Annotated in this window: 26 protein-coding genes; 16 read left to right on the top strand and 10 right to left on the bottom strand. The window is 73.0% G+C overall.

Annotated elements, in window-relative coordinates; translation table 11 throughout:
• Positions 1-91 precede the first annotated feature (91 nt).
• The 7 genes from ABD981_RS33345 to ABD981_RS33375 all read left to right on the top strand — a co-directional run bounded on the left by ABD981_RS33345 (position 92) and on the right by ABD981_RS33375 (position 6,177).
• On the top strand, positions 92-958 hold the full coding sequence (locus tag ABD981_RS33345) for a HipA family kinase (RefSeq protein WP_046912304.1): 867 nt from the start codon (positions 92-94) through the stop codon (positions 956-958).
• A complete protein-coding gene (locus ABD981_RS33350) occupies positions 955-1,338 on the top strand; it encodes a DUF3037 domain-containing protein (RefSeq protein WP_046912305.1) in 384 nt (127 codons plus the stop codon). Before ABD981_RS33345 ends, ABD981_RS33350 begins: the two co-directional genes overlap by 4 nt.
• Before the next feature lie 168 nt (positions 1,339-1,506).
• Complete coding sequence (gene fabG, locus ABD981_RS33355; RefSeq protein WP_046912306.1) at positions 1,507-2,268, top strand: 3-oxoacyl-ACP reductase FabG; 762 nt, start codon at positions 1,507-1,509, stop codon at positions 2,266-2,268.
• A 25-nt stretch (positions 2,269-2,293) separates the two neighbouring features.
• Positions 2,294-3,061 carry an SDR family oxidoreductase gene (locus ABD981_RS33360; RefSeq protein WP_046912307.1) on the top strand — a complete coding sequence of 256 codons (768 nt, stop codon included), beginning with the start codon at positions 2,294-2,296 and terminating at the stop codon, positions 3,059-3,061.
• 148 nt (positions 3,062-3,209) lie between these two features.
• The gene (locus tag ABD981_RS33365; protein WP_046912308.1) at positions 3,210-4,790 is read left to right on the top strand and encodes an ABC transporter substrate-binding protein; all 1,581 of its coding nucleotides are present in this window, start codon (positions 3,210-3,212) and stop codon (positions 4,788-4,790) included.
• Between the two features lie 139 nt (positions 4,791-4,929).
• The gene (ung, locus tag ABD981_RS33370; protein WP_046912309.1) at positions 4,930-5,613 is read left to right on the top strand and encodes a uracil-DNA glycosylase; all 684 of its coding nucleotides are present in this window, start codon (positions 4,930-4,932) and stop codon (positions 5,611-5,613) included.
• Positions 5,614-5,733: 120 nt separating this feature from the next.
• Positions 5,734-6,177, top strand: coding sequence for a hypothetical protein (locus tag ABD981_RS33375; RefSeq protein ID WP_046912318.1), 444 nt, complete (start codon positions 5,734-5,736; stop codon positions 6,175-6,177).
• A gap of 592 nt (positions 6,178-6,769) precedes the next feature.
• Here the strand turns inward: ABD981_RS33375 and ABD981_RS33380 are convergent.
• Positions 6,770-7,309, bottom strand: coding sequence for a DinB family protein (locus tag ABD981_RS33380; protein ID WP_382747843.1), 540 nt, complete (start codon positions 7,307-7,309; stop codon positions 6,770-6,772).
• Between the two features lie 83 nt (positions 7,310-7,392).
• Positions 7,393-7,992 carry a TetR/AcrR family transcriptional regulator gene (locus tag ABD981_RS33385; protein WP_046912311.1) on the bottom strand — a complete coding sequence of 200 codons (600 nt, stop codon included), beginning with the start codon at positions 7,990-7,992 and terminating at the stop codon, positions 7,393-7,395.
• Between the two features lie 212 nt (positions 7,993-8,204).
• Between ABD981_RS33385 and ABD981_RS33390 the strand changes: the two genes are divergently transcribed.
• Positions 8,205-9,392 carry an FAD-dependent monooxygenase gene (locus tag ABD981_RS33390; RefSeq protein ID WP_046912312.1) on the top strand — a complete coding sequence of 396 codons (1,188 nt, stop codon included), beginning with the start codon at positions 8,205-8,207 and terminating at the stop codon, positions 9,390-9,392.
• An 87-nt stretch (positions 9,393-9,479) separates the two neighbouring features.
• A complete protein-coding gene (locus tag ABD981_RS33395) occupies positions 9,480-10,385 on the top strand; it encodes a Gfo/Idh/MocA family protein (RefSeq protein ID WP_046912313.1) in 906 nt (301 codons plus the stop codon).
• Here the strand turns inward: ABD981_RS33395 and lnt are convergent.
• Both lnt and ABD981_RS33405 read right to left on the bottom strand, forming a co-directional pair.
• Positions 10,309-11,904 (bottom strand): apolipoprotein N-acyltransferase, encoded by a 1,596-nt coding sequence (gene lnt / locus ABD981_RS33400; protein WP_046912320.1) that lies wholly within the window; start codon positions 11,902-11,904, stop codon positions 10,309-10,311. The genes ABD981_RS33395 and lnt overlap by 77 nt on opposite strands.
• An 80-nt stretch (positions 11,905-11,984) precedes the next feature.
• Positions 11,985-12,422 carry a nuclear transport factor 2 family protein gene (locus tag ABD981_RS33405; protein ID WP_205628331.1) on the bottom strand — a complete coding sequence of 146 codons (438 nt, stop codon included), beginning with the start codon at positions 12,420-12,422 and terminating at the stop codon, positions 11,985-11,987.
• 82 nt (positions 12,423-12,504) lie between these two features.
• Between ABD981_RS33405 and ABD981_RS33410 the strand changes: the two genes are divergently transcribed.
• Positions 12,505-13,098, top strand: a complete 594-nt coding sequence (locus ABD981_RS33410) for a flavin reductase family protein (RefSeq protein WP_046912314.1) — start codon at positions 12,505-12,507, stop codon at positions 13,096-13,098.
• A 99-nt stretch (positions 13,099-13,197) separates the two neighbouring features.
• Here the strand turns inward: ABD981_RS33410 and ABD981_RS33415 are convergent, their stop codons facing one another.
• Positions 13,198-14,070 carry an undecaprenyl-diphosphate phosphatase gene (locus ABD981_RS33415; protein ID WP_046912315.1) on the bottom strand — a complete coding sequence of 291 codons (873 nt, stop codon included), beginning with the start codon at positions 14,068-14,070 and terminating at the stop codon, positions 13,198-13,200.
• Between the two features lie 103 nt (positions 14,071-14,173).
• Positions 14,174-14,635, bottom strand: coding sequence for a winged helix-turn-helix transcriptional regulator (locus ABD981_RS33420; protein ID WP_046912316.1), 462 nt, complete (start codon positions 14,633-14,635; stop codon positions 14,174-14,176).
• 113 nt (positions 14,636-14,748) lie between these two features.
• On the opposite strand from ABD981_RS33420, the gene ABD981_RS33425 reads away from it, so the two are divergent.
• Positions 14,749-15,918, top strand: a complete 1,170-nt coding sequence (locus ABD981_RS33425) for a thiolase family protein (RefSeq protein WP_046912317.1) — start codon at positions 14,749-14,751, stop codon at positions 15,916-15,918.
• A 201-nt stretch (positions 15,919-16,119) separates the two neighbouring features.
• Here ABD981_RS33425 and ABD981_RS33430 read toward each other — a convergent pair whose 3' ends face one another.
• Positions 16,120-16,851 (bottom strand): TVP38/TMEM64 family protein, encoded by a 732-nt coding sequence (locus ABD981_RS33430; RefSeq protein WP_046911562.1) that lies wholly within the window; start codon positions 16,849-16,851, stop codon positions 16,120-16,122.
• 87 nt (positions 16,852-16,938) lie between these two features.
• On the opposite strand from ABD981_RS33430, the gene ABD981_RS33435 reads away from it, so the two are divergent.
• From ABD981_RS33435 to ABD981_RS33450, 4 genes are all read left to right on the top strand, one after another.
• Entirely contained in the window at positions 16,939-17,649 is a 711-nt protein-coding gene (locus ABD981_RS33435) for a DNA alkylation repair protein (RefSeq protein ID WP_046911563.1), read from the top strand.
• A 52-nt stretch (positions 17,650-17,701) separates the two neighbouring features.
• Positions 17,702-17,860 (top strand): hypothetical protein, encoded by a 159-nt coding sequence (locus ABD981_RS33440; RefSeq protein ID WP_165591028.1) that lies wholly within the window; start codon positions 17,702-17,704, stop codon positions 17,858-17,860.
• Between the two features lie 97 nt (positions 17,861-17,957).
• Positions 17,958-19,136 carry an elongation factor Tu gene (tuf, locus tag ABD981_RS33445; protein ID WP_046911564.1) on the top strand — a complete coding sequence of 393 codons (1,179 nt, stop codon included), beginning with the start codon at positions 17,958-17,960 and terminating at the stop codon, positions 19,134-19,136.
• Positions 19,137-19,267: 131 nt separating this feature from the next.
• Positions 19,268-20,113, top strand: coding sequence for a spermidine synthase (locus ABD981_RS33450; protein ID WP_046911565.1), 846 nt, complete (start codon positions 19,268-19,270; stop codon positions 20,111-20,113).
• Between the two features lie 97 nt (positions 20,114-20,210).
• Here ABD981_RS33450 and ABD981_RS33455 read toward each other — a convergent pair whose 3' ends face one another.
• Together ABD981_RS33455 and ABD981_RS33460 are read right to left on the bottom strand one after the other, a co-directional pair.
• Complete coding sequence (locus ABD981_RS33455; protein WP_046911566.1) at positions 20,211-21,548, bottom strand: MFS transporter; 1,338 nt, start codon at positions 21,546-21,548, stop codon at positions 20,211-20,213.
• Positions 21,545-22,639: a DUF8017 domain-containing protein gene (locus ABD981_RS33460; protein WP_046911567.1), complete on the bottom strand. Its 1,095-nt coding sequence runs from the start codon at positions 22,637-22,639 to the stop codon at positions 21,545-21,547. Before ABD981_RS33460 ends, ABD981_RS33455 begins: the two co-directional genes overlap by 4 nt.
• Before the next feature lie 109 nt (positions 22,640-22,748).
• Between ABD981_RS33460 and ABD981_RS33465 the strand changes: the two genes are divergently transcribed.
• Positions 22,749-23,195: a DUF4442 domain-containing protein gene (locus tag ABD981_RS33465; protein WP_046911568.1), complete on the top strand. Its 447-nt coding sequence runs from the start codon at positions 22,749-22,751 to the stop codon at positions 23,193-23,195.
• Positions 23,196-23,237: 42 nt separating this feature from the next.
• On the opposite strand, the gene ABD981_RS33470 is transcribed toward ABD981_RS33465, so the two are convergent.
• Entirely contained in the window at positions 23,238-23,825 is a 588-nt protein-coding gene (locus ABD981_RS33470; protein WP_123955150.1) for a site-specific integrase, read from the bottom strand.
• Between the last annotated feature and the right edge of the window lies 1 nt (position 23,826).

Below are 23,826 nucleotides of genomic sequence, written 5' to 3' on the forward strand. Positions count from 1 at the left end.
CGCGCCGAGCGGGTCCGGGCCGGACGATCACGCCGCCTAGGGTGGTGGCGGAAGCCCCAGCGGCAGCGAAACGATTGGACAGCCTCGGACCATGCTTACAGAGGTGACGGCGACCCGTTACGTCACGCCCTTGCGTGAGGGCGGGTCGCTCCCCGGGATCGTCGAGGCCGACGACCTCGGCACGTACGTCATGAAATTCACCGGCGCCGGACAGGGGCGCAAGACCCTCGTCGCCGAAGTGATCTGCGGGCAGCTCGCCCGGCGCCTCGGGCTGCGGGTGCCGGAGCTGGTCACCCTCCAGCTCGACCCGGTCATCGGGCTCTCCGAGCCCGACCAGGAGGTGCAGGAGCTGCTCAAGGCGAGCGGCGGGCTCAACCTCGGCATGGACTTCCTGCCCGGCTCGCTCGGCTTCGACCCGCTCGCCTACGAGGTGGACCCGAGGGAGGCCGGCAAGGTCGTCTGGTTCGACGCCGTGATCAACAACGTCGACCGGTCCTGGCGCAACCCCAACATGCTGGTCTGGCACGGCGACCTGTGGCTCATCGACCACGGCGCCACCATGATCTGGCACCACAACTGGCCCGGCGCGCAGGCCTCCGCCGCGAAGCCCTACGACGCCTCGGACCACGCCCTGGCCCCGTTCGCGCCGGACGTCGCCGCCGCGGCCGCCGAGCTGGCGCCGCTGGTGACCCGCGAGCTCCTCGAAGAGGTCGCCGCCGACGTGCCCGACGAGTGGCTGGTCGACGAACCCGGCTTCGGGGCCACCGACGCGCTGCGCGCCGCGTACGTGGAGGCGCTGCTGCCGCGCGCCGCGACGATCCACGAGCGGATCACCCTGGGCCCCCGCACCGAGCGGCGGGCCTCGCAGCCCCCCGGCTGGCTCGCCGAGCGCCTCGCGCCCCGGCCGCAGGCCGTCGAGAAGGACCGTACCGAGACCGGCAAGGACAGCACCACGTGACCGATCGCGATGTCTTCGAGTACGCGCTCCTGCGCGTCGTGCCCCGGGTGGAGCGCGGCGAGTGCTTCAACGCCGGCGTGGTGGTCTACTGCCGGGCCCGGTCCTTCGTGGCCGCCCGCACCCATCTGGACGAGGCCAAGCTGACCGTGCTCGACCCGGCCGCCGACGTCACCGGCGTGCGGGCCGCGCTGCGCGCGGTCGAGGGCGTCTGCCTCGGCGGCGAGGACGCCGGCCAGGCCGCCGGGGACGACGCCGGGCGGCGCTTCCGCTGGCTGATCGCGCCCCGTTCCACGGTGGTCCAGCCGGGACCGGTGCACACCGGTCTGACGGCCGACCCCGAGGCCGAGGTGGAACGTCTGCTCGACCTGCTGGTGCGCTAGCCGTACGGGAGTGGGCCGGTGCACCCGGTGGGCCGTTGACACCGGGTGCCAGGGCTTCTAGCGTCTCGTCTGCGGACGATACTAAGCGGTCGCTCATGTGCGGGAGAGCGAGCGGGCCGCCGGTACGGACCGCATCCAGGGATGACCCAAGGGCGAGGAGAACCAAGCATGTCCACCACCGAGCAGCGCGTAGCCGTCGTCACCGGTGCGGCTCGCGGCATCGGAGCCGCCACCGCGATCCGGCTCGCCGCCGAGGGCCGCGCGGTCGCCGTACTCGACCTCGACGAGGCGGCCTGCAAGGACACCGTCGAGAAGATCACCGCCGCGGGCGGCACCGCGCTCGCCGTCGGCTGCGACGTCTCCGACGGCGCCCAGGTGGAGGCCGCCGTCGCGCGCGTCGCCGCCGAGCTCGGCGCGCCGACCATCCTCGTCAACAACGCGGGCGTGCTCCGCGACAACCTGCTCTTCAAGATGTCCGAGTCGGACTGGGACCTCGTGATGAACGTGCACCTCAAGGGCGCGTTCCTGATGGCCAAGGCCTGTCAGAAGCACATGGTGGACGCCGGCTTCGGGCGGATCGTCTCGCTCTCCTCCTCCTCGGCCCTCGGCAACCGCGGCCAGGCCAACTACTCCGCCGTCAAGGCCGGCCTGCAGGGCCTGACCAAGACGCTCGCCAAGGAGCTCGGCAAGTTCGGCGTCACCGCCAACGCCGTCGCCCCCGGCTTCATCGTCACCGAGATGACCGCGCAGACCGCCGAGCGGGTCGGCATGGGCTTCGAGGAGTTCCAGGCCGCGGCCGCCTCGATGATCCCGGTCCAGCGCGTCGGCCGCCCCGAGGACGTCGCCAACGCCATCGCCTTCTTCACGGGCGACGACGCCGGCTTCGTCTCCGGCCAGGTCATGTACGTGGCCGGCGGCCCGCTCAACTGACGCACGGGCGCGGGAGGAGAACGCGATGAGCGCGCAGGAACTGCCCGAGCTCTCGGGCAAGGTCGCCCTGGTCACCGGCGCGAGCCGGGGCATCGGCTACGGCGTCGCCGAGGCCCTGGTCGCCCGCGGCGACCGGGTCTGCATCACCGGACGGGGCGAGGAGGCCCTCAAGGAGGCCGTGGAGCGCCTCGGGGCCGACCGGGTGATCGCCGTGCCCGGCAAGGCGCACGACGAGGCCCACCAGGCCGCGGCGGTCGCCGCCACCATGGAGGCCTTCGGCCGGGTGGACTTCCTGGTCAACAACGCCGGCACCAACCCGGTCTTCGGGCCGATCGCCGAGCTGGACCTGAACGTGGCCCGCAAGGTCTTCGAGACCAACGTGGTGTCCGCGCTCGGCTTCGCCCAGCAGACCTACCGGGCGTGGCAGAAGGAGCACGGCGGGGCGATCGTGAACATCGCCTCGATCGCCGGCCTCGCCCCGTCGCCGTTCATCGGCGCGTACGGGATGAGCAAGGCGGCCATGATCAACCTGACCGTCCAGCTGGCGCACGAGTTCGCCCCGTCGGTCCGGGTCAACGCCATCGCCCCGGCCGTCGTGAAGACGAAGTTCGCCGCGGCGCTCTACGAGGGGCGGGAGGCCGAGGCGGCCGCCCCGTACCTCCTCGGGCGGCTCGGCGAGCCGCAGGACATCGGCGGTGCCGCGGCCTTCCTGACCTCGGCGCAGTCGGACTGGATCACCGGCCAGACGCTCGTCGTCGACGGCGGTCTTTTCCTGAACGCCGGTGTCGGGTGACCGCTATCCGGACACTTTCCTGAATTCGTGACCGGTTTGGACCCGATTGCAAGCGGAATGCCTCAAGTGCCCCGCCAGGGTCGAACATTGACCTGGCGGGGCGCTGCGGTATCGTTCGCCGACCCCAGGCTGAACGAGGAGCGTGCACGTGTTCAACCGGACCAGTCTGCAGGCCGCTGCAGCCCTTGCGTCCATATCCCTCCTGTCCGGATGCAGTGTGTTTTCGGACGGTGAATCCGCAGGGGATCAAAGAATCGTCGTCGGTACGACGAGTTCTCCGTCCACGCTTGATCCGGCGGCCGCCTGGGACAATTCCTGGGAGCTTTTCCGGAATGTCTTCCAGACGCTCGTGAGTTTCCCGACCGGCAGCACCAGCCCGCAGTCCGACGCGGCCGACTGCAAGTTCAAGGAGGGGAGCTCGAGCCGGGTCTTCGAGTGCGTCCTCCACGACGGTCTGACCTTCTCCAACGGGCACAAGCTGGACGCCGAAGCCGTCCGCTACTCGATCGACCGGATCCGGAAGATCGACGTCAAGGGCGGCCCCAACGGCATGCTCGGCTCGCTCGACAAGGTCGAGGCGATCGACGACCGCACGGTGGTCTTCCGGCTGAACAAGTCGGACGCGACCTTCCCGTTCATCCTCGCCACCCCGGCCATGTCCATCGTCGACCCGGCCGAGTACCCGGCGGACCAGCTCCGCAAGGACGGCAAGCTGGTCGGCTCCGGTCCGTACGTCCTCGACTCCTACGCCGAGGGCCAGAAGGCCGAGCTCACCCGCAACCCCAGCTACAAGGGCTTCGCCGACCGCAAGAACGGCGGCGTGACCATTCGGTACTTCAAGGAGTCCGAGCCGATGGTCACCGCGCTGAGGAAGAAGGAGATCGACGCCACCTACCGCGGCCTCACCGCGGCCGAGGTCGTCGCCCTCCAGGCCGACACGCCGGAGAACAAGGGGCTCCAGCTCGTCGAGTCCACCGGTGCGGACATCCGCTACCTGGTCTTCAACAGCCGTGACGACTCGGTCGACCGGCTCCCCGTCCGCAAGGCCATCGCGCAGCTCGTCGACCGCGACGAGCTCGTGAGCAAGGTCTACCAGGGCACGGCCGAGCCGCTGTACTCCATGGTGCCCAAGGGCATCTCGGGCCACACCACGAAGTTCTACGACCGCTTCGGCTCGCCCGACCCGGCCAAGGCCAAGTCCATCCTGCGCGCCGCCGGCATCACCAAGCCGGTCAAGCTGGACTTCTGGTACACCACCGACCGGTACGGCTCCTCGACCGCCGCCGAGTTCGCCGAGCTCAAGCGGCAGCTGGAGGAGAGCGGCCTCTTCGCGATCACCCTCCACGGAAAGCCGTGGAAGGAGTTCCAGGCGGGCTACCAGAAGGGCCAGTACCCGGTCTTCGGCCGCGGCTGGTTCCCGGACTTCCCGGACCCGGACAACTTCGTCGCCCCCTTCGTGGGCAAGGAGAACGTCCTCGGCACCCCGTACGTCAGCCCGAAGATCACCAACGAGCTGATCCCGAAGTCCCGGCGCGAGAGCGACCGCGCGGCCGTCACGGACGACTTCGTGGAGGCCCAGGAGATCATGGTGCAGGACGTCCGGCTGCTCCCGCTGTGGCAGGGCAAGCTGTACATCGCCGCCAGCGACGACATCGGCGGCGGCGAGCGGGCGCTCGACCCGCAGACCGTCATGCAGATGTGGGAACTCAGCCGCCGCACCAGCTGGTAGGACCCACGGGCCGCCGGACCCCCGGGAGGGGGCCGGCGGCCCGAGTGCTTCGGGGGCGTCGGCGGCGGCGGCCCCGTTGTCAGTGGGGCCCGGTAGGTTCTCGTACGTAACGACGAAACACCCACCGGAGGTTGTTGACGTGACCGACACCGACATGCTGCCCGAGTCCTGGCGCGGCGTCCTCGGCGACGAGCTGCAGAAGCCCTACTTCAAGCAGCTCACCGAGTTCGTCGAGGAGGAGCGGGCCAACGGGCCGGTCTACCCGCCGCGCGAGGAGGTCTTCGCCGCCCTCGCAGCGACCCCGTTCGACAAGGTGAAGGTCCTCGTCCTCGGCCAGGATCCGTACCACGGCGAGGGCCAGGGCCACGGGCTCTGCTTCTCCGTCCGCCCCGGCGTGAAGACCCCGCCCTCGCTGCGGAACATCTACAAGGAGATGCAGGCCGAGCTCGGGCACCCGGTCCCCGACAACGGCTATCTGATGCCGTGGGCCGAGCAGGGCGTCCTGCTGCTCAACGCGGTGCTCACCGTCCGCGCCGGCGAGGCCAACTCGCACAAGGGCAAGGGCTGGGAGAAGTTCACCGACGCGGTGATCACCGCCGTGGCCTCCCGCCCCGACCCGGCCGTCTTCGTGCTGTGGGGCAACTACGCGCAGAAGAAGCTGCCGCTCATCGACGAGGAGCGGCACGTCGTGGTGAAGGGCGCCCACCCCTCGCCCCTGTCGGCGAAGAAGTTCTTCGGCTCCCGCCCCTTCACCCAGATCGACGAGGCCGTCGCCGCCCAGGGGCACGAGCCGATCGACTGGCGCATCCCCGACCTCGGCTGAGCCTCGGCCGGATCCGGCGCGGCTGCGGCTAGCGTCGGATCCGGCCCGTTTCGTACCGGGGGCCGGATCGACAGCGTGGAGGCCGCAGTGACCGGGCAGCAGGTGTCGGAGGACGGCGTCATGACCAGGATCGGGCAGGCGATGATGCTCCTCCACGGCGGGGACAGGGAAGAGGCCCGCAACCGCTTCGGCGAGATCTGGACGCAGCTCGGCCCGGACGGCGACCCGCTGCACCGCTGCACCCTCGCCCACTACATGGCCGACGCGCAGGACGACCCCGACACCGAGCTGGCCTGGGACCTGCGGGCCCTGACCGCCGCCGAGGGGCTCGACGAGGACCGGCTGGCCCGCCACGGCTCGGCGGTGGCCCTGCGCGCCCTCTACCCCTCGCTCCACCTCAACCTGGCCGCCGACTACGTGAAGCTGGCCCGCCCGGACGCGGCCCGCGTCCACCTGGACCGGGCCCGCGCCGCCTCCGAGGTCCTGGACGACGACGGCTACGGCAACGGGGTGCGGGCCGCGATCGAGCGCCTGGAGGTGCGGCTGCGGGGTCAGCGCCCGTAGCTGCCACGGCAGATCCTCGCCTGCTCGCTCTCCGGGCTCCAGCCTCCGTACCGCGCGCCCAGTTCGCACACCTCGGCCGCGGAGCGCGGCGGCTTGCCGAGGAGCCCGGGCAGGTCGACGGCCGGGTGGCGGTGATGCTGCCCGGCGCCGGCGGACGGGTGCTTCTTCTCGTGGTGCGCCGGGGCGTCGTCGCCGTTCCGGCCGCGCCCCCCCGCCCGCGTCGCTCCCGCCGTCGGCGGTGCTCCGCCGCTCGGCGGACGCGCGGGGCTCGGGGGCCGGGGGATCGGGCATCGCCGCCTCCAGGGCCTCGCGGGCGGGTCCCTGGACGATCTGCGGCGCGACGTCCTGACCGGGCCGCGCGTCGGCCGGGCTCGGGACCGGGAGGGGGGCCGCGGGGGGCGGCTCCACCGCGACGCAGCCCGAGAGGGCGGCCATCGCGACCCCCGGCCAGGATCCTCACTGTGGTTCTGGTTCCATGCACCCGGGCAACTCTGCTGGTCGGACGGGGTTCCTCACACCCCTACTCGCGGGGAATGCCCCGCATGAGTGATCACCCCGGCGCGGGCTGACCCGGCCTCTCCCGGGTGCGGGATCAGTCCCCGGTGGCGCCGTCGATCCGCTCCCGGATCAGGTCCGCGTGACCGTTGTGGCGCGCGTACTCCTCGATCATGTGGAGGTAGATCCAGCGCAGGTTGAAGGTCTTCCCGCTGCGGTGCGTGCCGCTGCCCGGCTCGTCGAGGCCGCGGCCGGCGGCGTTGGCCCGGGCGTGGGCGATCTCGGCCTGCCAGGTGGCGTAGGCCTCCGCCCAGGTGTCCTCGGAGGTGACGTGGACGTCCGCGTCGTGGTCCTCCTTGGTGGTGTAGATCCAGCCGGCCTCGCTCTCGCCGGCCAGGACGCGGCGGAACCAGCCGCGCTCGACCTCGGCCATGTGGCGGACCAGGCCCATCAGGTTGAGGTCCGAGGGCGGGGCGGAGGGGGTGCGCAGCTGGGCGTCGTCGAGGCCCTCGCACTTCGTCGCGAGGGTCGCGCGGTGGAAGTCGAGCCACTGCTCCAGGGCCTCGCGCTCGCCGGTGAGGGTGCCCGGGTCGACGCGGGAGCCGGTGTCGGTCTGTTCGGTGGTCATGCCCCGCATCGTCGCCCATGATCGTCCGGCGGGCCAGCCCTTTGCGGCGGGGCGCCCGCGGTGCGCGGGCGAGCGGTCCGCGGGCGGGCCGTTCAGCGGCCGAGCAGGCCGCGCAGCAACTCGTCGAAGCCGGTCCGGAGTTCGGCGAGGGCGGGCACGGCGGCGTGGAAGGAGCCGGCCGCGCAGGAGAACATCAGCCCCTCGCACCAGGCGATGAGCGAGAGCGCGTGCCGTTCGGGCGCGGGGGATCCGGCCCCGGCCATCATCGCCGTCACCGGCCCGTGGAAGACCGAGCCCGCGGAGTCGAAGAAGGCGCGCAGCTCGGGGCGGCGGGTGGCCTCCAGGGCCAGTTCGTAGCGGGAGACGAGCAGGGCCCGGTGGTCGGTGAGGTAGCGGTGCAGGGCGAGCGCGAGGGCGTCGACGAGCGCCTCGGGCCCGGCGTCGGCCGCGGGCAGCTCGTCCGGGGTGAGCACGGCCGCCTCGCGCTCCACCTGGCGGCGGACCGCGGTCTCCAGGAGGGCCTGCCGGGTGCGGGCGTGGTTGGAGGTGGACCCCTGGGGGAGCCCGGCCCGCTCGTCGACGGCGCGGTGCGTGAGCCCGCGCATCCCGCGCTCGACGAGCAGGTCGAGGGCGGCGTCGCCGATGCGTTCGGCGCGGGTGGGCGGGGCGTCGGGGGTCCGTGCGGCGGTCATGGGGACAACCTACCGAGCCCCCGTGCGGTGGGGGACTACGCATGTAGTCAGGGGGTCGGGGGTGCCGGACGAGGGGTCCCGGGGCGGGGCGTGTGGGGGGATTCGGCCGGTGGTCTGTTCTCGGGACTACGGCTGTAGTACGGTCGCGGAGTCACTACAACTGTAGTCCCCCGGGGCGGTCCGGCGACGGGGGAGCCGTCCGAGGGGGAGCCATGGAACAGCACCGCGCCGTCGTCGTCGGAGCCGGCATCGGCGGCCTCACCGCCGCGATCGCCCTGCGCGCCCGCGGCTGGGACGTCACCGTCCTGGAGCGCGCCGGCGACCTCACCCCGGTCGGCGCCGGGATCGCCCTCGCCCCCAACGCCCTGCGCGCCCTCGACGCGATCGGCCTCGGCGACCCGGTCCGCGCACGCGCCGCCTGGCAGGGCGACGGCGGGATGCGCCGCCCGGACGGCCGCTGGCTCGCCCGCACCGACGCCGAGGCCGCCGCCGCACGCTTCGGCGGACCGGTCGTCCTGCTGCACCGCTCGACCCTCGTCGACCTCCTCCGCTCCGCCCTCCCGGCCACCGCCGTGCGCACCGGGAGCGCCGCCGTCCTCGCCGACCCCGGCGGCGACCGGCGGCCCGCCCGCCTCACCACCCCGGACGGCACCCACGAGGCCGAACTCGTCGTCGCCGCCGACGGGATCCGCTCCGCGATCCGCGGCACCCTCTTCCCCGCCCACCCCGGGCCCCGCTACTCCGGCTTCACCACCTGGCGGGTCGTCGTAGCGGCCCCCGCCGAACCCTTCGCCCCGCACGAGACCTGGGGCCCCGGACGCCTGTGGGGCAGCCAGCCCCTCAAGGACGGCCGCGTCTACGCGTACGCCATGGCCGCCGCGCCCGCCGGGGCCCGCACGCCCGACGGCGAGAAGGCCGCGCTCCTGCGCCTGTTCGGCGACTGGCACCACCCCGTGCCCGCGATCCTGGAGGCCGCCGACGAGTCCGCCGTCCTGCGCCACGACGTCCACCACCTCATCGACCCGCTGCCCGCCTTCCACCAGGGCCGTACGGCGCTCCTGGGCGACGCCGCCCACGCCATGCAGCCGACCCTCGGCCAGGGCGGCAACCAGGCCGTCGAGGACGCGATCGTCCTCGCCCACCACGCGGGCCCCGGCCTGCCCGTGCCGGCCGCGCTCGCCGGCTACACCGCCGACCGGCTCCCGCGCACCAGCGGCCTGGTCCGCAAGGCCGCCCGCACCGGCCGGCTCGCGCTGCTCTCCGCCCGTCCCGCCGTCGCCCTGCGGAACGCGGCCGTCATCGCCGTCTCGCGCTTCGGCCCCGGGCTCGTGCTGCGCGGCTTCGACGGCATCGCGGACTGGTGCCCGCCCGCCGACGCCGAACGGCCGCGCGTAAGCTGACCGGCGCGTACGGCCCTTCGGGCGGACCCGGCCCCCGGGGACCACGGCCCCTCGGGCGACGGAAGCGAACAACGGCAAGGAGCACCCGTGAAGGTTGGCTGCATCGGACTCGGCGACATCGCGCAGAAGGCCTATCTGCCCGTCCTGTCCGCCCTTCCCGGGGTCGAACTCCACCTGCAGACCCGCACGCCCGCCACCCTCGAACGGGTCGCCGACGGCTACCACCTGCCCGCCGCGCGCCGGCACACCGACCTCGACTCGCTGCTGGCCGTCGGGCTGGACGCCGCCTTCGTGCACGCCTCGACCGCCGTGCACGCCGAGATCGCCGGCCGGCTCCTGGCGGCCGGAGTGCCGACCTACGTCGACAAGCCGCTCGCCTACGAGTACGCCGACTCGGAGCGGATCGTGGAACTGGCGGAGAAGAACGCCGTCAGCCTCGCCGTCGGCTTCAACCGCAGGCTCGCCCCCGGCTACGCCCAGTGCCTGGAGCAGCCCCGCGAGCTGATCCTGATGCAGAAGAACCGCGTCGGACTGCCCGAGGACCCGCGCACCTTCGTCCTCGACGACTTCATCCACGTCGTCGACACGCTGCGCTTCCTGGTCCCCGGCGACGTCGACCACGTCGACGTGCGCGCCCGCGTCCGTGACGGCCTCATGCACCACGTCGTGCTCCAGCTCTCCGGCGACGGCTTCACCGCGATCGGCATGATGAACCGTCTGAACGGCTCCACCGAGGAGGTCCTGGAGGTGTCCGGGCAGGACAGCAAGCGCCAGGTCCTCAACCTCTCCGAGATCGTCGACCACAAGGGCCAGCCGACCGTGCGCCGCCGCGGCGACTGGGTGCCGGTGGCCCGCCAGCGCGGCATCGAGCAGGCGGTCCTCACCTTCCTCGACGCCGTGCGCGAGGGGCGGCTGCTCAGCGCACGGGACGCCCTGCTGACCCACGAGCTGTGCGAGCGGGTGGTACGCGAGGCCCTCGCCCAGGCCTCCTGAGCGTCCGCGCGCCCTCCGCCGCGCACAGCGCGCCGATCACCAGGAGCGCGCCGTACACCGGCCAGTCGCCGAACCGGTCGTAGAGCGTGACCCCGTGCGCGAGCGGGAGCGCGTAGACCGTGGCGGCGCTGCGGTCGGTGCCGAGCGCGGTGCCGGTCCGCCGCCCGTCGGGGCCGTACGCGGCGCTGATCCCGGTCAGCGTCGCGTGCACCACCGGCCGCCCCGACTCCGCCGCCCGCAGCGCCCCCAGCGAGGCGTGCTGCGCCGGGGCCCAGGTGTCCTGGAAGGTGGAGGTCGCCGACTGCACGACCACCACGTCCGCGCCGTCCCTGACCAGCCGGCGGCTCATGTCGGGGAAGGCCGACTCGAAGCAGACCAGCGGCCCGATCCGCAGGCCGGGCCCGCCCGCCTCCGGGGCGGGCAGCGTCATCACGACCGGCCGGGTGCCCCGCCGCCGGTCCTCGCCCGCGGCCCCCTTGCCGACGGAGGTCGCCCAACCGAGCAGGGCACGGGCCGGGACGTACTCGCCGAAGGGCACCAGGCGCATCTTGTCGTAGCGCTCGCCGGTCGGGCCCCGGGGGCCGATCAGGATCGCGCTCTTGTAGATCCCGGGCCGGTCGGAGCGGCGCGCGTCCACGTTGACCAGGAGCGGGGCCCCGACCGTCCGGGACAGCGCGGTGAGCCGGGCGGTCAGGTCGGGCCGGTCCCCGAGGTCCGCGCCGACGCTGCTCTCGCCCCACACCACCAGGTCGGGCCGTTGGCCGGCGAGCGTCCTGGTCAGCTCCTCGGCACGGGCGAAGCGCCGGTCCGCGCCGCCCGGCCCGTCGAACACGCCCGGCTGGACCACCGCGATCCGTGCCGTGCCGTCGGTGCGCGGCGGGGCGGCGCCCCACCAGGCCAGGCCCAGGACGAGGGCGCAGCCCACCAGCCCCACCAGCGCGGTCCGGCGCACCGGCCGCACCGCCACGAGCAGGGCCAGGGCCGTGTTCACCGCCACCACCAGCAGGCTCACCAGCCAGACCCCGCCGACCGAGGCGAGCCGCAGCGCGGGCGGCACCTGCCACTGGCCGGCCCCGAGCAGCCCCCACGGCCCGCCCAGGCCCTCCCAGGACCGGGCCAGTTCCACCAGGAGCCAGCCCGAGGGCACGACGACGAGCGCGGCGGCCGCCCGCCCCGCGGACGGCTCCCCGCCCAGCATCGCCCGCACCAGCCAGCCCCACGGCAGCCACAACAGCCCCAGCAGCGCCGCGATGACGAGCAGGAAGACATGGAGGCTCGGCAGCAGCCACTGGTGCGCGCCGAGCATGAAGCCGAGCCCGCCCAGCCAGCCGTCCAGACCCGCGCGGCGCGCGCTCGGCGCCGTACGGATCAGCAGCAGCCAGGGGACGAGGGCGACGTACCCGAACCACCACAGCGACGGCGCGGGGAAGGCGAGGGCGGGCAGGGCCCCCAGGAGCACGGCGAACGCGGACCGGCCGAGCCCGGACCGGGGCCCCTGACCCGCGAACGGATTGCGCATGCCGTGCCTCCGGGTGTCGCTCCCCCGGACGTCGTCCGGGGGGACCCCCACCAGTGTGCGCGCGGCCCGGCCGGTGGACCTCACATGCGGCGCCACTTCTCCTCGACGACGACCGAACGCAGCAACCAGCCGCCGCCCGAGCGGCGCAGCGCGAACGTGTAGCGCCCGCCGCACACGAAGTCCTCGCCCGACTCGAAGCGCATGGGGTTCACGTAGTCGGCGCGCACGGTCGCCGTGTCGCCCGGGTAGCCGCCCAGGTCCTGGATGCGCACCCGCCGGTTGACGATGAGGTGCTGGCGTACGGGGAAGAGGCGCATCGTCTCCGCGAGCCAGGCGGCGACCTCCGCGGCCGGGCCCTCGACCCCGCCGGAACCGCGGTAGTCGGCGCGCCCGTCCGGGGTGAACAGCGCGCGGTACGCCGCCCAGTCGGAGTCGTCCACGGCCACCGCGTAGCCGGTGATCAGGTCGTCGATGGCGAGCCGGTCCATCACGGTCGCGAGGTCCACGCGCTGCGTCATCGGTTCAGTGTCGGGCAGAGCGGGCCCGGGGCCAAGGGGCGTGCGGGCGGGGCTTGGTACGACATCCGTCATACTTTCGGGCATGCGCATGAACTTCGATCCGGAGCGGACCGACCGGAACTCCTTCTACCGGCTGCTCACCGCCACCGTCGTGCCCCGGCCCATCGCCTGGGTGTCGACCACCGCCGCCGACGGGACCGACAACCTCGCCCCGCACTCCTTCTTCACGATCTCCTCGGTCGTGCCGCCCGTCGTGCAGTTCACCTCGGTGGGGCGCAAGGACTCGCTGCGCAACGTGGAGGAGACGGGGCAGTTCGTGGTGAACCTCGCCCCCGAGGGGCTCTTCGAGCGGATCAACGCCACGGCGACCGACTTCCCGCGCGGGACGAGCGAGTTCGACGCGTGCGGCGTCGAGCGGGAGCCGAGCCTGCGGGTGCGGCCGCCCCGGGTCGCCGCGTCACCGGTGGCGCTGGAGTGCGAGCTGCACAGCACGCTGCGGATCGGCGACTCGACGGTGGTCTTCGGCAGGGTGGTGCACGCGGCGGTCGACGAGGCGGTGCTCGTCGAGGGGCACCCGGAGATGGCGCTGATGCGGCCGCTGTCCCGGCTCGGCAAGAACGAGTGGGGCACGCTCGGCGGGATCACGGAGCTGGCGCGGGTTCCGTACCGGGGCTGAACCGCGGCGACGTACGAGCTGCCACCCGGACGACCGGCGCCCGGACGACCGGCGCCCGGACGGACGCGGGGCCGGTCGTACCCGGCCCCGCGTCCCGGCTCAGCCCGCGGACTCGCCCGCGTGGGGGCTGAGGACGTCGGTGCCGACGAGGACCAAGAGCACGATGCCGAGGACGATCCGGTAGATCACGAAGGGCATGAAGCTCTTGGTGGTGATGAACTTCATGAACCAGGCGATCACCGCGTAGCCGACGGCGAAGGCGATGACCGTCGCGAAGATCGTCGGGCCCCAGGAGACGTGTCCCTCGCCCGCGTCCTTCAGCTCGAACACGCCGGAGGCGAGCACCGCCGGGATGGCGAGCAGGAACGAGTAGCGGGCGGCCGCCTCGCGGGTGTAGCTCATGAACAGACCGCCGGAGATGGTGGCGCCGGAGCGGGAGACGCCGGGGATCAGGGCCATCGCCTGGCAGAAGCCGAAGATCAGGCCGTCCCGTACGCCGAGCTCCTTGAGCGACTTGCGCTCGCGGACCACCCGGTGGCGCCCGCCGATCTCGTCGCGGGCCGCGAGCCGGTCGGCGACGCCGAGCACGATGCCCATCACGATGAGCGTCGTGGCGATCAGCCGCAGGTCCCGGAAGGGGCCCTCGATCTGGTCCTTGAACGTGACGCCGAGGATGCCGATGGGGAGCGAGCCGACGATGACCAGCCAGCCCATCTGCGCGTCGTGGTCGGACCGCATCGACTTGTCGAAGAGCGAGCGGAACCAGGCCGAGACGATCCGCGCGATGTCCTTGCGGAAGTAGATGAGGACGGCGGTCTCGGTGCCGATCTGGGTGATCGCCGTGAACGCCGCGCCGGGGTCCTGCCAGCCGGCGAACGCGGCGGTGAGCCGCAGGTGCGCGCTGGAGGAGATGGGAAGGAACTCCGTCAGCCCCTGGACGAGTCCGAGGATGAATGATTCGAACCAACTCATGGGGCCAGGGCCGTCCCGTATGTACGTGTGCGGTCAGAAGGTCGCTGCGCAGCGTACCGCCCCAAGATGACGGGCTCCCCCGAGGGGCGGGAGTCCGCGGCGGTCAGCCCTCCACGGGCCCCGTGGTCGTCCAGCCCGGGGCCTGGACGAGGGTCCTGAGGCTCGCCGTGTCCGCCTCGTCGCCGCAGCTCGCGCAGATCACGCGCGGGCTCAGCACCTCGCCGCAGCTGTGCTCCAGGAGCGTCGGACGCCGCTCCGCGTTGAGGTGGCGGTCGCCCCAGGCCATCAGCGTGACCAGCACCGGCTGCAGTTCCTCTCCGGCCGGGGTCGCGCGGTACTCGTAGCGCCTGGGGCGCTCGCTGTACTCGACCTTCTCCAGGATCCCGGCCTCGACGAGCCGCTTGAGGCGGGCGGTGAGGATGTCGCGCGGCGCGCCCGTGTTGCGTGCGATGCGGTCGAAGCGGCGGACGCCGAGCGAGACCTCGCGCAGGACGAGGAGGGCGTACTTCTCACCGACGAGCGCAAGGGTGTCGGCGATGGAGCAGGGGCGGGGGGCGGCCTTCATGGGCCCAAGGGTAAGGCAGACGGGCGGGGAAGGGTTTGAAAATCCAACTCACTGGGCTATGTTACCGACAGGTGTTGGTCCAGTTTTCCAACTCACCCTCCTGGAGCCGTGTCATGCGCGACGCCGTCATCGTCGAAGCCGTCCGTACGCCGATAGGGAAGGGCAAGCCCGGCGGAGCCCTCGCCGACGTCCACCCCGTCGCCCTCCTGTCCCACACCCTGCGGGCCCTGGTCGACCGCACCGGCATCGACCCCGCCCTCGTCGACGACGTCATCGGCGGCACCGTCGACCAGGTCGGCGAGCAGGCCATGAACACCACCCGCTACGCCTGGCTGGGCGCCGGACTTCCGGAGACCGTGCCCGCCACGACCGTCGACCGGCAGTGCGGCTCCTCGCAGCAGGCCGTCCACTTCGCCGCCCAGGGCGTGCTGTCCGGCGCCAACGACATCGCGATCGCCTGCGGGGTCGAGTCCATGAGCCGGGTCCCGATGTGGTCCAACGTGCCGCCCGGCGCCGACCCCTTCGGGCCCGGCGTCGCCGCACGCTACCCGGAGGGCCTGGTCCCGCAGGGCATCAGCGCGGAGCTCATCGCCGCGAAGTACTCCCTCGGCCGCGCGGCCATGGACGAGTTCGCGGCGGCCTCGCACGCCAAGGCCGCGCGGAGCTGGGCGGCCGGACTCTTCGACGCCGAGGTCGTCCCGTACGGAGAGGTGCGCCGCGACGAGTCCGTGCGGCCGGCGACCACCCCCGAGGTCCTCGCCGGCCTCCGGCCCGCCTTCCGTGACCCGGGCTTCGCGGAGCGTTTCCCGCAGATCGACTGGTCGGTGACCGCGGGCAACAGCAGCCCGGTCAACGACGGCGCCTCCGCCGTCCTCGTCATGGAGGCGGACACCGCGCGCCGCCTCGGGCTGCGCCCGCTCGCCCGGCTCCACTCCTTCGCCGTGACCGGTTCCGACCCGCTGCTCATGCTGACCGGGGTGGTCCCGGCCACCGAGAAGGTGCTGCGGCGGGCCGGTCTCGGCCTCGCCGACATCGACCTCTTCGAGATCAACGAGGCCTTCGCGAGCGTCGTCCTCGCCTGGCGCCAGGAGACCGGCGCCGACCTCGACAGGGTCAACGTGCACGGCGGCGCCATCGCCCTCGGCCACCCCCTGGGCGCGAGCGGCACCCGTCTGACCGCGACCCTGGTGCACGCGCTGCGGGCGCGGGGCGGCCGGTACGGGCTGCAGGCGATGTGCGAGGCGGGCGGGCTCGCCAACGCGATGATCGTCGAAGCGATCTGAGGGGGCGGGGCGGCTGGATCCCCCGCGCTCCTCCCCCCCCCGGAGACTCCCACCCCCCCCCGCGCTCCTACGCGAACGGACGGTCAGGCCGAGTTCGAAGAGGACCGAACCGGTGGTGGAGATGCGGGCCACCGGGGCGGTGGCGTCCTCCCAGGGCGCGCTGACCAGCAGCTCGGCACCGCGACGGTCACCACCGGCTGATCAGGCCGGCACCGACTCCACCGGACGCTCCGCCTCCGCGGGCTCCCCCACGGAACCGCGGAGGCGGTGCCGTTTGCGCCAGCCGACCACCGCGGCGCCGGCCACCGACAGGACGATGAAGCCCGCGGAGATCAGGAAGGCAGGGGAGGACGGCGAGGTGGCCTCACTGCCCGCCACCGCGTAGGCGGCCGTGTTCGGGATCGAGCCGAGGCCCGTGGCGAGCAGGAAGGGCGCGTACTTCATACGGGAGATGGCGGCGCAGTAGTTGGCCACCGCGAACGGCATCCCCGGGAACAGCCGGATCGCCAGCATCGACCGGAACCCGTGCCGGCTCAGCTGCCCGTCCGCCGCCAGCGCCCAGCGCCCGCGCACGTACGGCCGCAGCGCGTCCTGGCCCAGGGCCCGCCCCAGCGCGAAGGAGATGCCCGCGCCCAGCACCGTGCCACCGAGGGCCGCGGCGAAGCCCGCCGGGGCGCCGAAGAGGGCACCGGCCGCCAGGTTCAGCAGCGGCCGCGGGACGAGGGCCGCCGTGCACACCCCGTACGCCAGACCGAAGACCACCACCGCGCCCACGCCGCTCAGCTGGGGCGGCCAGCCGGCCGAGAGCAGCCGCTGCGGCTCGAAGAGCAGCACCGACGACCCCGCGGCGAGCAGGATCACGGCGAGATACGTCAGCCGGGCCTTGGGCGCGAGCAGCACCCTGGAGCGGCGGACGGACACGGGCTCGAACATCCGGGGAGAGTAACCGAAACCGGTGTGTGATCGCCGTAATGAGCGCCATGCCCGATGCGCTCCCCCCGTCCCTCCTAGAGTGGGGCGGTGACCCCCGCCGCGTCCCCCGCAGTCCCCGACAGCGCCCTCGCCGACACCGTGCTCGCCCGGCTGACGGAGGTCTACCCCACCGGCGGCGACCCGTTCCGGGCGCAGGAGATGATCGCGTACATGAAGGGCGTCGCGCCCTTCCTCGGGCTGCGCACCCCCGAGCGCCGCGCCCTGTCCCGCACCGTCCTGGCCGGCACGCCCGCCCCCGACGAGGCCGACTGCACCGCCGTCGCGCTGCGCTGCTTCGCCCTGCCCGAGCGGGAGTACCACTACTTCGCCGTCGACTACCTGCGCCGCCACGTGAAGCGCTGCTCGTCCGGCTTCCTGCCGGTCGCCCGCGCCCTCGTCACCACCGTCTCCTGGTGGGACACCGTCGACCACCTCGCCGCCCACGTCGTCGGCCCGCTCGTCGCCGCCGATCCCGCGCTCGCGGCCCGGATGGACGAGTGGATCGCCGACGAGGACCTGTGGGTGGCGCGCACCGCGCTCCTGCACCAGCTGCGCTTCAAGGAGTCCACCGACACCGAGCGCCTCTTCTCGTACTGCCTGCTCCGCTCCGGCCACCCCGACTTCTTCATCCGCAAGGCGATCGGCTGGAGCCTGCGCGAGTACGCGAAGACCGACCCGGCCGAGGTGCGCGCCTTCGTCGCCGCCCACGCCTCCAGGCTCTCCCCGCTCTCCGTGCGCGAGGCCCTCAAGAACCTCTGAGCGGGCGGAAATTCGGTCGACCCGGACGCTCCGGGCCGCCATGATCGTGGGCATGTCCCGGTACGCCTTCCCCGCAGCGCCGTCCGCAGTCGCGGACGCGCCGAAGGCTGCCGTTCCCGTCTCCGTCCTCGTCTCGGCTCCCGCTCCCGCCCCCGTCCCGGTCTGCGCGTTCTGCGCGGCCGTGCCGACGCTCGGCGGCGACCGAAGCTGACCCTCCCCGGACCGTCCGGCGGACCCCACAGGGGGAGGGTCGGTCCGGCCCCGGGGTCCCCACACACGCTTCGAGCACCGAAACGAGCGATTCAGCCATGCCCAAGCAGGCATACGCGCGCACCAAACCGCACCTCAACATCGGCACCATGGGCCACGTCGACCACGGCAAGACCACCCTGACCGCCGCCCTCACCAAGGTCCTCAGCGAGCGGACCGCCGGCGGCCCGACCGCGTACGTCCCCTTCGACCGGATCGACCGCGCCCCCGAGGAGGCGCGCCGCGGCATCACCATCGACGTCGCGCACGTCGAGTACGAGACCGAGACCCGCCACTACGCCCACGTCGACATGCCCGGGCACGCCGACTACATCAAGAACATGGTCACCGGAGCGGCCCAGCTCGACGGGGCGATCCTCGTCGTCTCCGCGCTCGACGGGATCATGCCGCAGACCGCCGAGCACGTCCTGCTCGCCCGGCAGGTCGGCGTCGACCACGTCGTCGTCGCGCTCAACAAGGCCGACGGTGCGGACGACGAGCTGGCCGACCTGGTCGAACTGGAGGTACGGGAGCTGCTGACCGCGCACGGCTACGGCGGCGACGGCGTGCCCGTGATCCGGGTCTCCGGCCTGCGGGCCCTGGAGGGCGACCCGCGCTGGACCGCGTCCGTGGAGGCCCTGCTCGACGCCGTGGACACGTACGTGCCGGTGCCGGAGCGGTACGTGGACGCGCCGTTCCTGATGCCCGTCGAGAACGTGCTCACCATCACCGGCCGCGGCACGGTCGTCACCGGGGCCGTCGAGCGCGGCAGCGTCCGGGTCGGCGACCGCGTCGAGGTGCCCGGCGCGGGCATCGACACGGTCGTGACCGGCGTCGAGACCTTCGGGAAGCCGATGGAGTCGGCCCAGGCCGGCGACAACGTGGCGCTCCTGCTGCGCGGGGTGCCGCGCGGCGAGGTGCGGCGCGGTCACGTGGTGGCGCAGCCGGGCAGTCTGGTGCCGCGCCGTCGTTTCACGGCGCGGGTGTACGTGCTGTCGGCCGCCGAGGGCGGCCGCAGCACGCCGGTCGCGACGGGCTACCGGCCGCAGTTCTATCTGCGCACGGCCGATGTCGTCGGCGCCGTCGACCTCGGCGACCGGGCCGTCGCCCGGCCCGGCGAGACGGTCACGATGACCGTCGAGCTCGGCCGGGACCTCCCCCTGGAGCCGGGGCTCGGCTTCGCGATCCGCGAGGGCGGCCGGACGGTGGGGGCGGGGACGGTGACCGAGGTGCTGTGAGCGCGCGGCACCGACCGGTGCCGCGCCGCTCGGCCCGGGGCCCGCGTCTCCGTCCCCGGCGGGACGCGGCCCCTGGTCCCGGGCCACCCTCCCCGCGCGGGACCGGGTGATCGTCCGGGCACAATGAGGGCGTGAACGAGCAGATTCCCGTCATCCGCGACGTCGACTGGGGCACCGCGCGGCTCATGCCCGACGTGGACACCGAACGGGGCTGGCTGCTCACGGTCGACGGCGCCCCGCAGTCCTACGTCGACCTCGACGACCCGACGCACCTGGAGTTCGAGTACGCCCAGCGGCTCGCCCACGTCGTCGACCACGCCGCCGAGGAGGGCGCCCCGCTCGACGTGCTGCACCTGGGCGGCGGGGCCCTCACCCTGCCCCGGTACGTCGCCGCCACCCGGCCCGGCTCGCGGCAGGACGTCGCCGAGGCGGACCGGGGGCTGCTCGCCCTGGTCGCCGAGCACCTGCCGCTGCCCGAGGAGGCGGGGATCGCCGTGCACGGGGCGGACGCCCGGGAGTGGCTGGAGGCGGCTCCGGACGACTCCGCGGACCTGCTGGTCGCGGACGTGTTCGGCGGCTCGCGGGTGCCGGCCCACCTGACCTCGGTCGAGTACGCCCGGCAGGCCCGGCGGGTGCTGCGGCCCGGCGGGACCTACGCGGCGAACCTCGCGGACGGGGCGCCGTTCGGCTTCCTCCGCTCCCAGCTGGCGACCTTCGCGGCCGTCTTCCCCGAACTCGCGCTGATCGCCGAACCGGCGGTGCTGCGCGGCCGGCGCTTCGGCAACGCGGTGCTCGTCGCCTCCGACCGGCCGATCGACACCGCGGGCCTGGCCCGGCGGACGGCGGCCGACGTCTTCCCGGCGCGCGTGGAGTGGGGCGAGCCGCTGGCCCGCCTCACCGGCGACGCCCGCCCGGTGCGGGACGCGGAGGCCGTACCGTCACCCGTGCCGCCGGAGGGTGCCTTCGGCATCGGCTGAGGCTCCGGCCAGATCGTGACGTTCGGATCAGGCCGGATCAGCCCGGATCAGCCGGCGGAGCCAGGCGTCGCGGGCCCGGTCTGATCCGAACGACACCCTAGGCCGACCCGGGCGTGCCCGGAGCCTCCACGCTCGCCGGCGTCTCGGCGGTCGCGGGCCTCTCCGGTGCTCCAGGCGCTCCAGGCGTCCCAGGGACACCCGGCGCCGAGCCCGACACCCGCTTCGTACGCCGGGTCAGTCGGCGCACGTCGGGGACCAGCAGCACCAGCGCGGTCACGAGCACGATCAGGGCGGCCGAGCCCCACAACGCGTTGCTGCGGCCGAAGACGCCCTCCGCGGGCCCGGCCAGCGCGGTGGACAGGGGGAGCATCGCGGTCGAGCCGAACCAGTCGTAGGCCGAGACCCGGGACAGCTTGTCCTCCGGGATCTCCTGGTGCAGCGCGGTCATCCATGAGACGCCGAACACCTCGATCGCCACGCCGCTGACGAACATCGCGGCCGACAGGCCGACCACGTCGAGCGGTACCGCGAGCGCCGCCGAGGGCAGCGCGATGGGGAAGACGCACAGGGTGCCCACGAGCAGCAGCCGGCGCGGTTTCCAGCGGATCATCAGGAGCGCACCGGCCACGGTGCCCACGCCGAACGCGGCGAGCGCCAGTCCCCACGGCCGCGCGCCGCCGAGTTCGTCCTGCGCCACCAGCGGTCCGTAGACCGACTCGGCGGCGCCGACCAGGGCCACCACGATGGAGAACTGGGCGACGATCGCCCAGAGCCAGGGGCGGCTCGCGAACTCGTCCCAGCCCTCCCGTAGGTCGGACAGCAGGCCGCCGCCCTCCCCGCGCTCGGGGATGTGCCGTACGTCGAGGAAGGCGCGCAGCGCGCCCGCGAGGGCGAAGGCGACCGCGTCGACGGCGAGCACCCAGCCGGGGCCCACGGCGGCGATCAGCGCGCCGCCGAGCGCGGCCCCGCCGATGCCGGCGCCGTGCATCGCCATCCGGAAGAGGGCGAAGGCGCGGCTGACCTGCTCGCCGCTGACGCTGGACATCAGCATGCCCTCGGCGGCCGGGTTGAAGAAGGCCTGTCCGGTGCCGCACAGGGCGGTCAGCAGCATCATGTGCCAGAGCCGCGCCTCGCCGGTGAGGACGAGCACGGCGAACACGGCCTGGGAGACGCAGTTGAGGGCGTTGGCGGCGACCATCACCCGGTGCCGGGGGACCCGGTCGGCGACGGCGCCCCCGATGAGGAGGAAGAGGACCAGGGGGAGGGTGCGGGCCATCGCCACCAGGCCGACGTCGCCGCCGTCGCCACCGGACTGGATCACGGCGAACGCCGCCGCGATCAGGGCACCGTGGGTGCCCAGGTTGGTGATGATCGCGGCGGCGGTCAGCAGCAGGTAGTTCCGCCCGGCCCAGCCGGGTATGCGTGCGCGGTTCAGGACGACTCCGGGGACTCCGGGGCGAGGCGGACGGTGGTGAGGATCTGCTGCACGGTGGCGTCCGGCAGCTCCTCCTTCACGCCGGCGGCGGCGTACAGGACGAAGGAGGAGAAGTCACCCTTCGCGTTCTTGAAGGAGAAGGCGATCGACTTGCCGTCGGACTCGCACTTGTTGCGCTTCTTGATCCCGGGCGCGGTGGCCGTGGACATGCTGCCCTTGAGGCCGGACTTGGTGGTGTACGGCACGGCCTTGGTGATCTTGATGGTGCCCTTGGGCATGTGCTGGGCGTAGCCGGCCCAGACCCAGTTGCCGGCCTCGTTGTACGCGGCCTCGTCGGTGTTCTTGGCGCCCTGGCCGCCCTTGGTGCCGGCGGTGCTCAGGCCCCAGGTCTCCTGGGTGCCGTTCTTGTCGGTGTCGTAGGCGCACCAGTTGCTCTTGAAGTGCGCGGGCGAGGACATGGTGACGACGGGGGAGCCGTCGCCCTTCTTCTCGTCCTCGAAGTACGTGATCATGCCCTGCTTCGACACCTCCCACGAGGGGGGTACGTCGAAGAGCGTGCCGTACTTGGGGTTGTAGACGACCTTCCAGCCGGGGATCACCGGCTGGTGCCCGGCGCCGTCGCGCGGGTTGTCGAGCGGCGGGGCCGAGGAGGTGGCGGGCGCCGAGGTGACCTTGTCGCTCGGCTTCGGGTCGTCGGCCTGGTCCTTCTTCCCGTCGTCCTTGCCGAGCACGAGGTAGCCGGCCACTCCGGCCGCGGCGAGCACGGCCACGGCGGCGACGATCGCCACGAGGGTGGTCTGCTTCTTCTTGCCGCCGTCCCCGCCGGCCGGCTGCACCGGTCCCGGCACGGTGTACTGCGGCACGGTCGGCTGCTGGTACGGGTTGGCCTGCGGCGGCTGCCCGTACGGCGGGTTCTGCGGGCCGTAGCCGGGCTGTGCCGGCTGCTGCTGGTACGGGTTGGGCTGCTGGTACCCCGGCTGGGCGTAGGGGTTCGGCTGCCCGTAGCCGGGCTGGCCCGGCTGCGCGTACGGGTTCTGACTCTGGTCCTGCGGGTTCTGCTCGCCCCCGGGCGGCTGCTGTCCTGGCCACATGGCGAGTAACGATAGAGGTGTGGCGGTGGCCCGGCTACGGCCGCCCCCGTGCGGGGATGGCGAAGACTGCTACCCGTGGGTAACATAACCGGTCATGAGCGCAGACCAGATGACCGTCGGCGAGATGCTCGCCGCCACGGTGCCCATGGCCAGGACCCTCAAGCTGGAGTTCCTGGAGACCACCGCCGAGCGCGCCGTCGTGCGCCTGCCGGACCAGGCCGACTACCACAACCACGTGGGCGGCCCGCATGCCGGCGCCATGTTCACCCTGGCCGAGTCCGCCAGCGGCGCGATCGTCCTCGCCGCCTTCGGTGACCAGCTCGGCCGCGCCGTGCCGCTCGCCGTCAAGGCGGAGATCGGCTACAAGAAGCTCGCCATGGGCGTCGTCACCGCCACCGCCACCCTCGGCCGCCCGGCCGCCGAGGTCGTCGCCGAACTCGACGCCGGACAGCGCCCCGAGTTCCCCGTGCGCATCGACATCACCCGCGAGGACGGCGCCGTCACCGGCGAGATGACGGTTCTGTGGACGCTCCGGCCTAACGACCTGGGGAAATGAGCCGAACGGCGGGCGCAGGTCCCGCACCGGTCCCATCTCCTCTCAGTGACTCAACGTTGCTCTGCGCAGCGTAGCGGAGAGGAAGGCGTCCACGGCACGGGAACCGAGATCACCCGCTCCGTTCTGGCCGTGGACGTACCGCTCGAACGTGATGAGCGGGTTCTCGTGCCCCAGCCAGTCCGCCACGTCCACCGGTGATTCGCCCGACTTGATCCACCGCGTCGCGCCGATGTGCCGCAGCATCCTGACCCCGTTCTCCGGGGACGCCATGTACTTGGTGTCTCCGGGCCCCGGCGTGTCGGGGATCACCCCTGCCTCGACCAGCGCGGGCTTCCAGATGTCCGCATTGAAAACCTTCGAGCTGACCACCTTGAGCTGCGGCGTGTAGAACATCAACCGCACCACGCGGTCCTTGAACTCCTTGCCCGGCTTCGCGAACGGGTTGTAGAACGGCAGCATCACCTCGACCGGCGGGAACTGCCCCATGTGCAGCCGCAGGACGTCAGCCAGGACCCAAGACATCGGCGCACGGCGCACCTTCTGGTGCTTGGGGAGCTTGAAGCACCAGCCGTGCCCCGGCACCCACTGCACCTGCCGCACGACGTCGATCCAGCCGTTCTCGAAGTCCACG

Origin of the sequence: Streptomyces showdoensis, assembly GCF_039535475.1 — a bacterium.
Classification (GTDB): domain Bacteria; phylum Actinomycetota; class Actinomycetes; order Streptomycetales; family Streptomycetaceae; genus Streptomyces; species Streptomyces showdoensis.

Excerpts from the sequence above, each read along its gene's own strand:
- ABD981_RS33345 (WP_046912304.1), top strand. The coding sequence starts at position 92 with ATGCTTACAGAGGTGACGGCGACCCGTTACGTCACGCCCTTGCGTGAG.
- fabG (WP_046912306.1), top strand. The coding sequence starts at position 1,507 with ATGTCCACCACCGAGCAGCGCGTAGCCGTCGTCACCGGTGCGGCTCGC.
- ABD981_RS33360 (WP_046912307.1), top strand. The coding sequence starts at position 2,294 with ATGAGCGCGCAGGAACTGCCCGAGCTCTCGGGCAAGGTCGCCCTGGTC.
- ABD981_RS33375 (WP_046912318.1), top strand. The coding sequence starts at position 5,734 with ATGACCAGGATCGGGCAGGCGATGATGCTCCTCCACGGCGGGGACAGG.
- ABD981_RS33380 (WP_382747843.1), bottom strand. The coding sequence starts at position 7,309 with ATGCGGGGCATGACCACCGAACAGACCGACACCGGCTCCCGCGTCGAC.
- ABD981_RS33385 (WP_046912311.1), bottom strand. The coding sequence starts at position 7,992 with ATGACCGCCGCACGGACCCCCGACGCCCCGCCCACCCGCGCCGAACGC.
- ABD981_RS33390 (WP_046912312.1), top strand. The coding sequence starts at position 8,205 with ATGGAACAGCACCGCGCCGTCGTCGTCGGAGCCGGCATCGGCGGCCTC.
- lnt (WP_046912320.1), bottom strand. The coding sequence starts at position 11,904 with ATGCGCAATCCGTTCGCGGGTCAGGGGCCCCGGTCCGGGCTCGGCCGG.
- ABD981_RS33405 (WP_205628331.1), bottom strand. The coding sequence starts at position 12,422 with ATGACGCAGCGCGTGGACCTCGCGACCGTGATGGACCGGCTCGCCATC.
- ABD981_RS33410 (WP_046912314.1), top strand. The coding sequence starts at position 12,505 with ATGCGCATGAACTTCGATCCGGAGCGGACCGACCGGAACTCCTTCTAC.
- ABD981_RS33415 (WP_046912315.1), bottom strand. The coding sequence starts at position 14,070 with ATGAGTTGGTTCGAATCATTCATCCTCGGACTCGTCCAGGGGCTGACG.
- ABD981_RS33420 (WP_046912316.1), bottom strand. The coding sequence starts at position 14,635 with ATGAAGGCCGCCCCCCGCCCCTGCTCCATCGCCGACACCCTTGCGCTC.
- ABD981_RS33425 (WP_046912317.1), top strand. The coding sequence starts at position 14,749 with ATGCGCGACGCCGTCATCGTCGAAGCCGTCCGTACGCCGATAGGGAAG.
- ABD981_RS33430 (WP_046911562.1), bottom strand. The coding sequence starts at position 16,851 with ATGTTCGAGCCCGTGTCCGTCCGCCGCTCCAGGGTGCTGCTCGCGCCC.
- ABD981_RS33440 (WP_165591028.1), top strand. The coding sequence starts at position 17,702 with ATGTCCCGGTACGCCTTCCCCGCAGCGCCGTCCGCAGTCGCGGACGCG.
- tuf (WP_046911564.1), top strand. The coding sequence starts at position 17,958 with ATGCCCAAGCAGGCATACGCGCGCACCAAACCGCACCTCAACATCGGC.
- ABD981_RS33460 (WP_046911567.1), bottom strand. The coding sequence starts at position 22,639 with ATGTGGCCAGGACAGCAGCCGCCCGGGGGCGAGCAGAACCCGCAGGAC.
- ABD981_RS33465 (WP_046911568.1), top strand. The coding sequence starts at position 22,749 with ATGACCGTCGGCGAGATGCTCGCCGCCACGGTGCCCATGGCCAGGACC.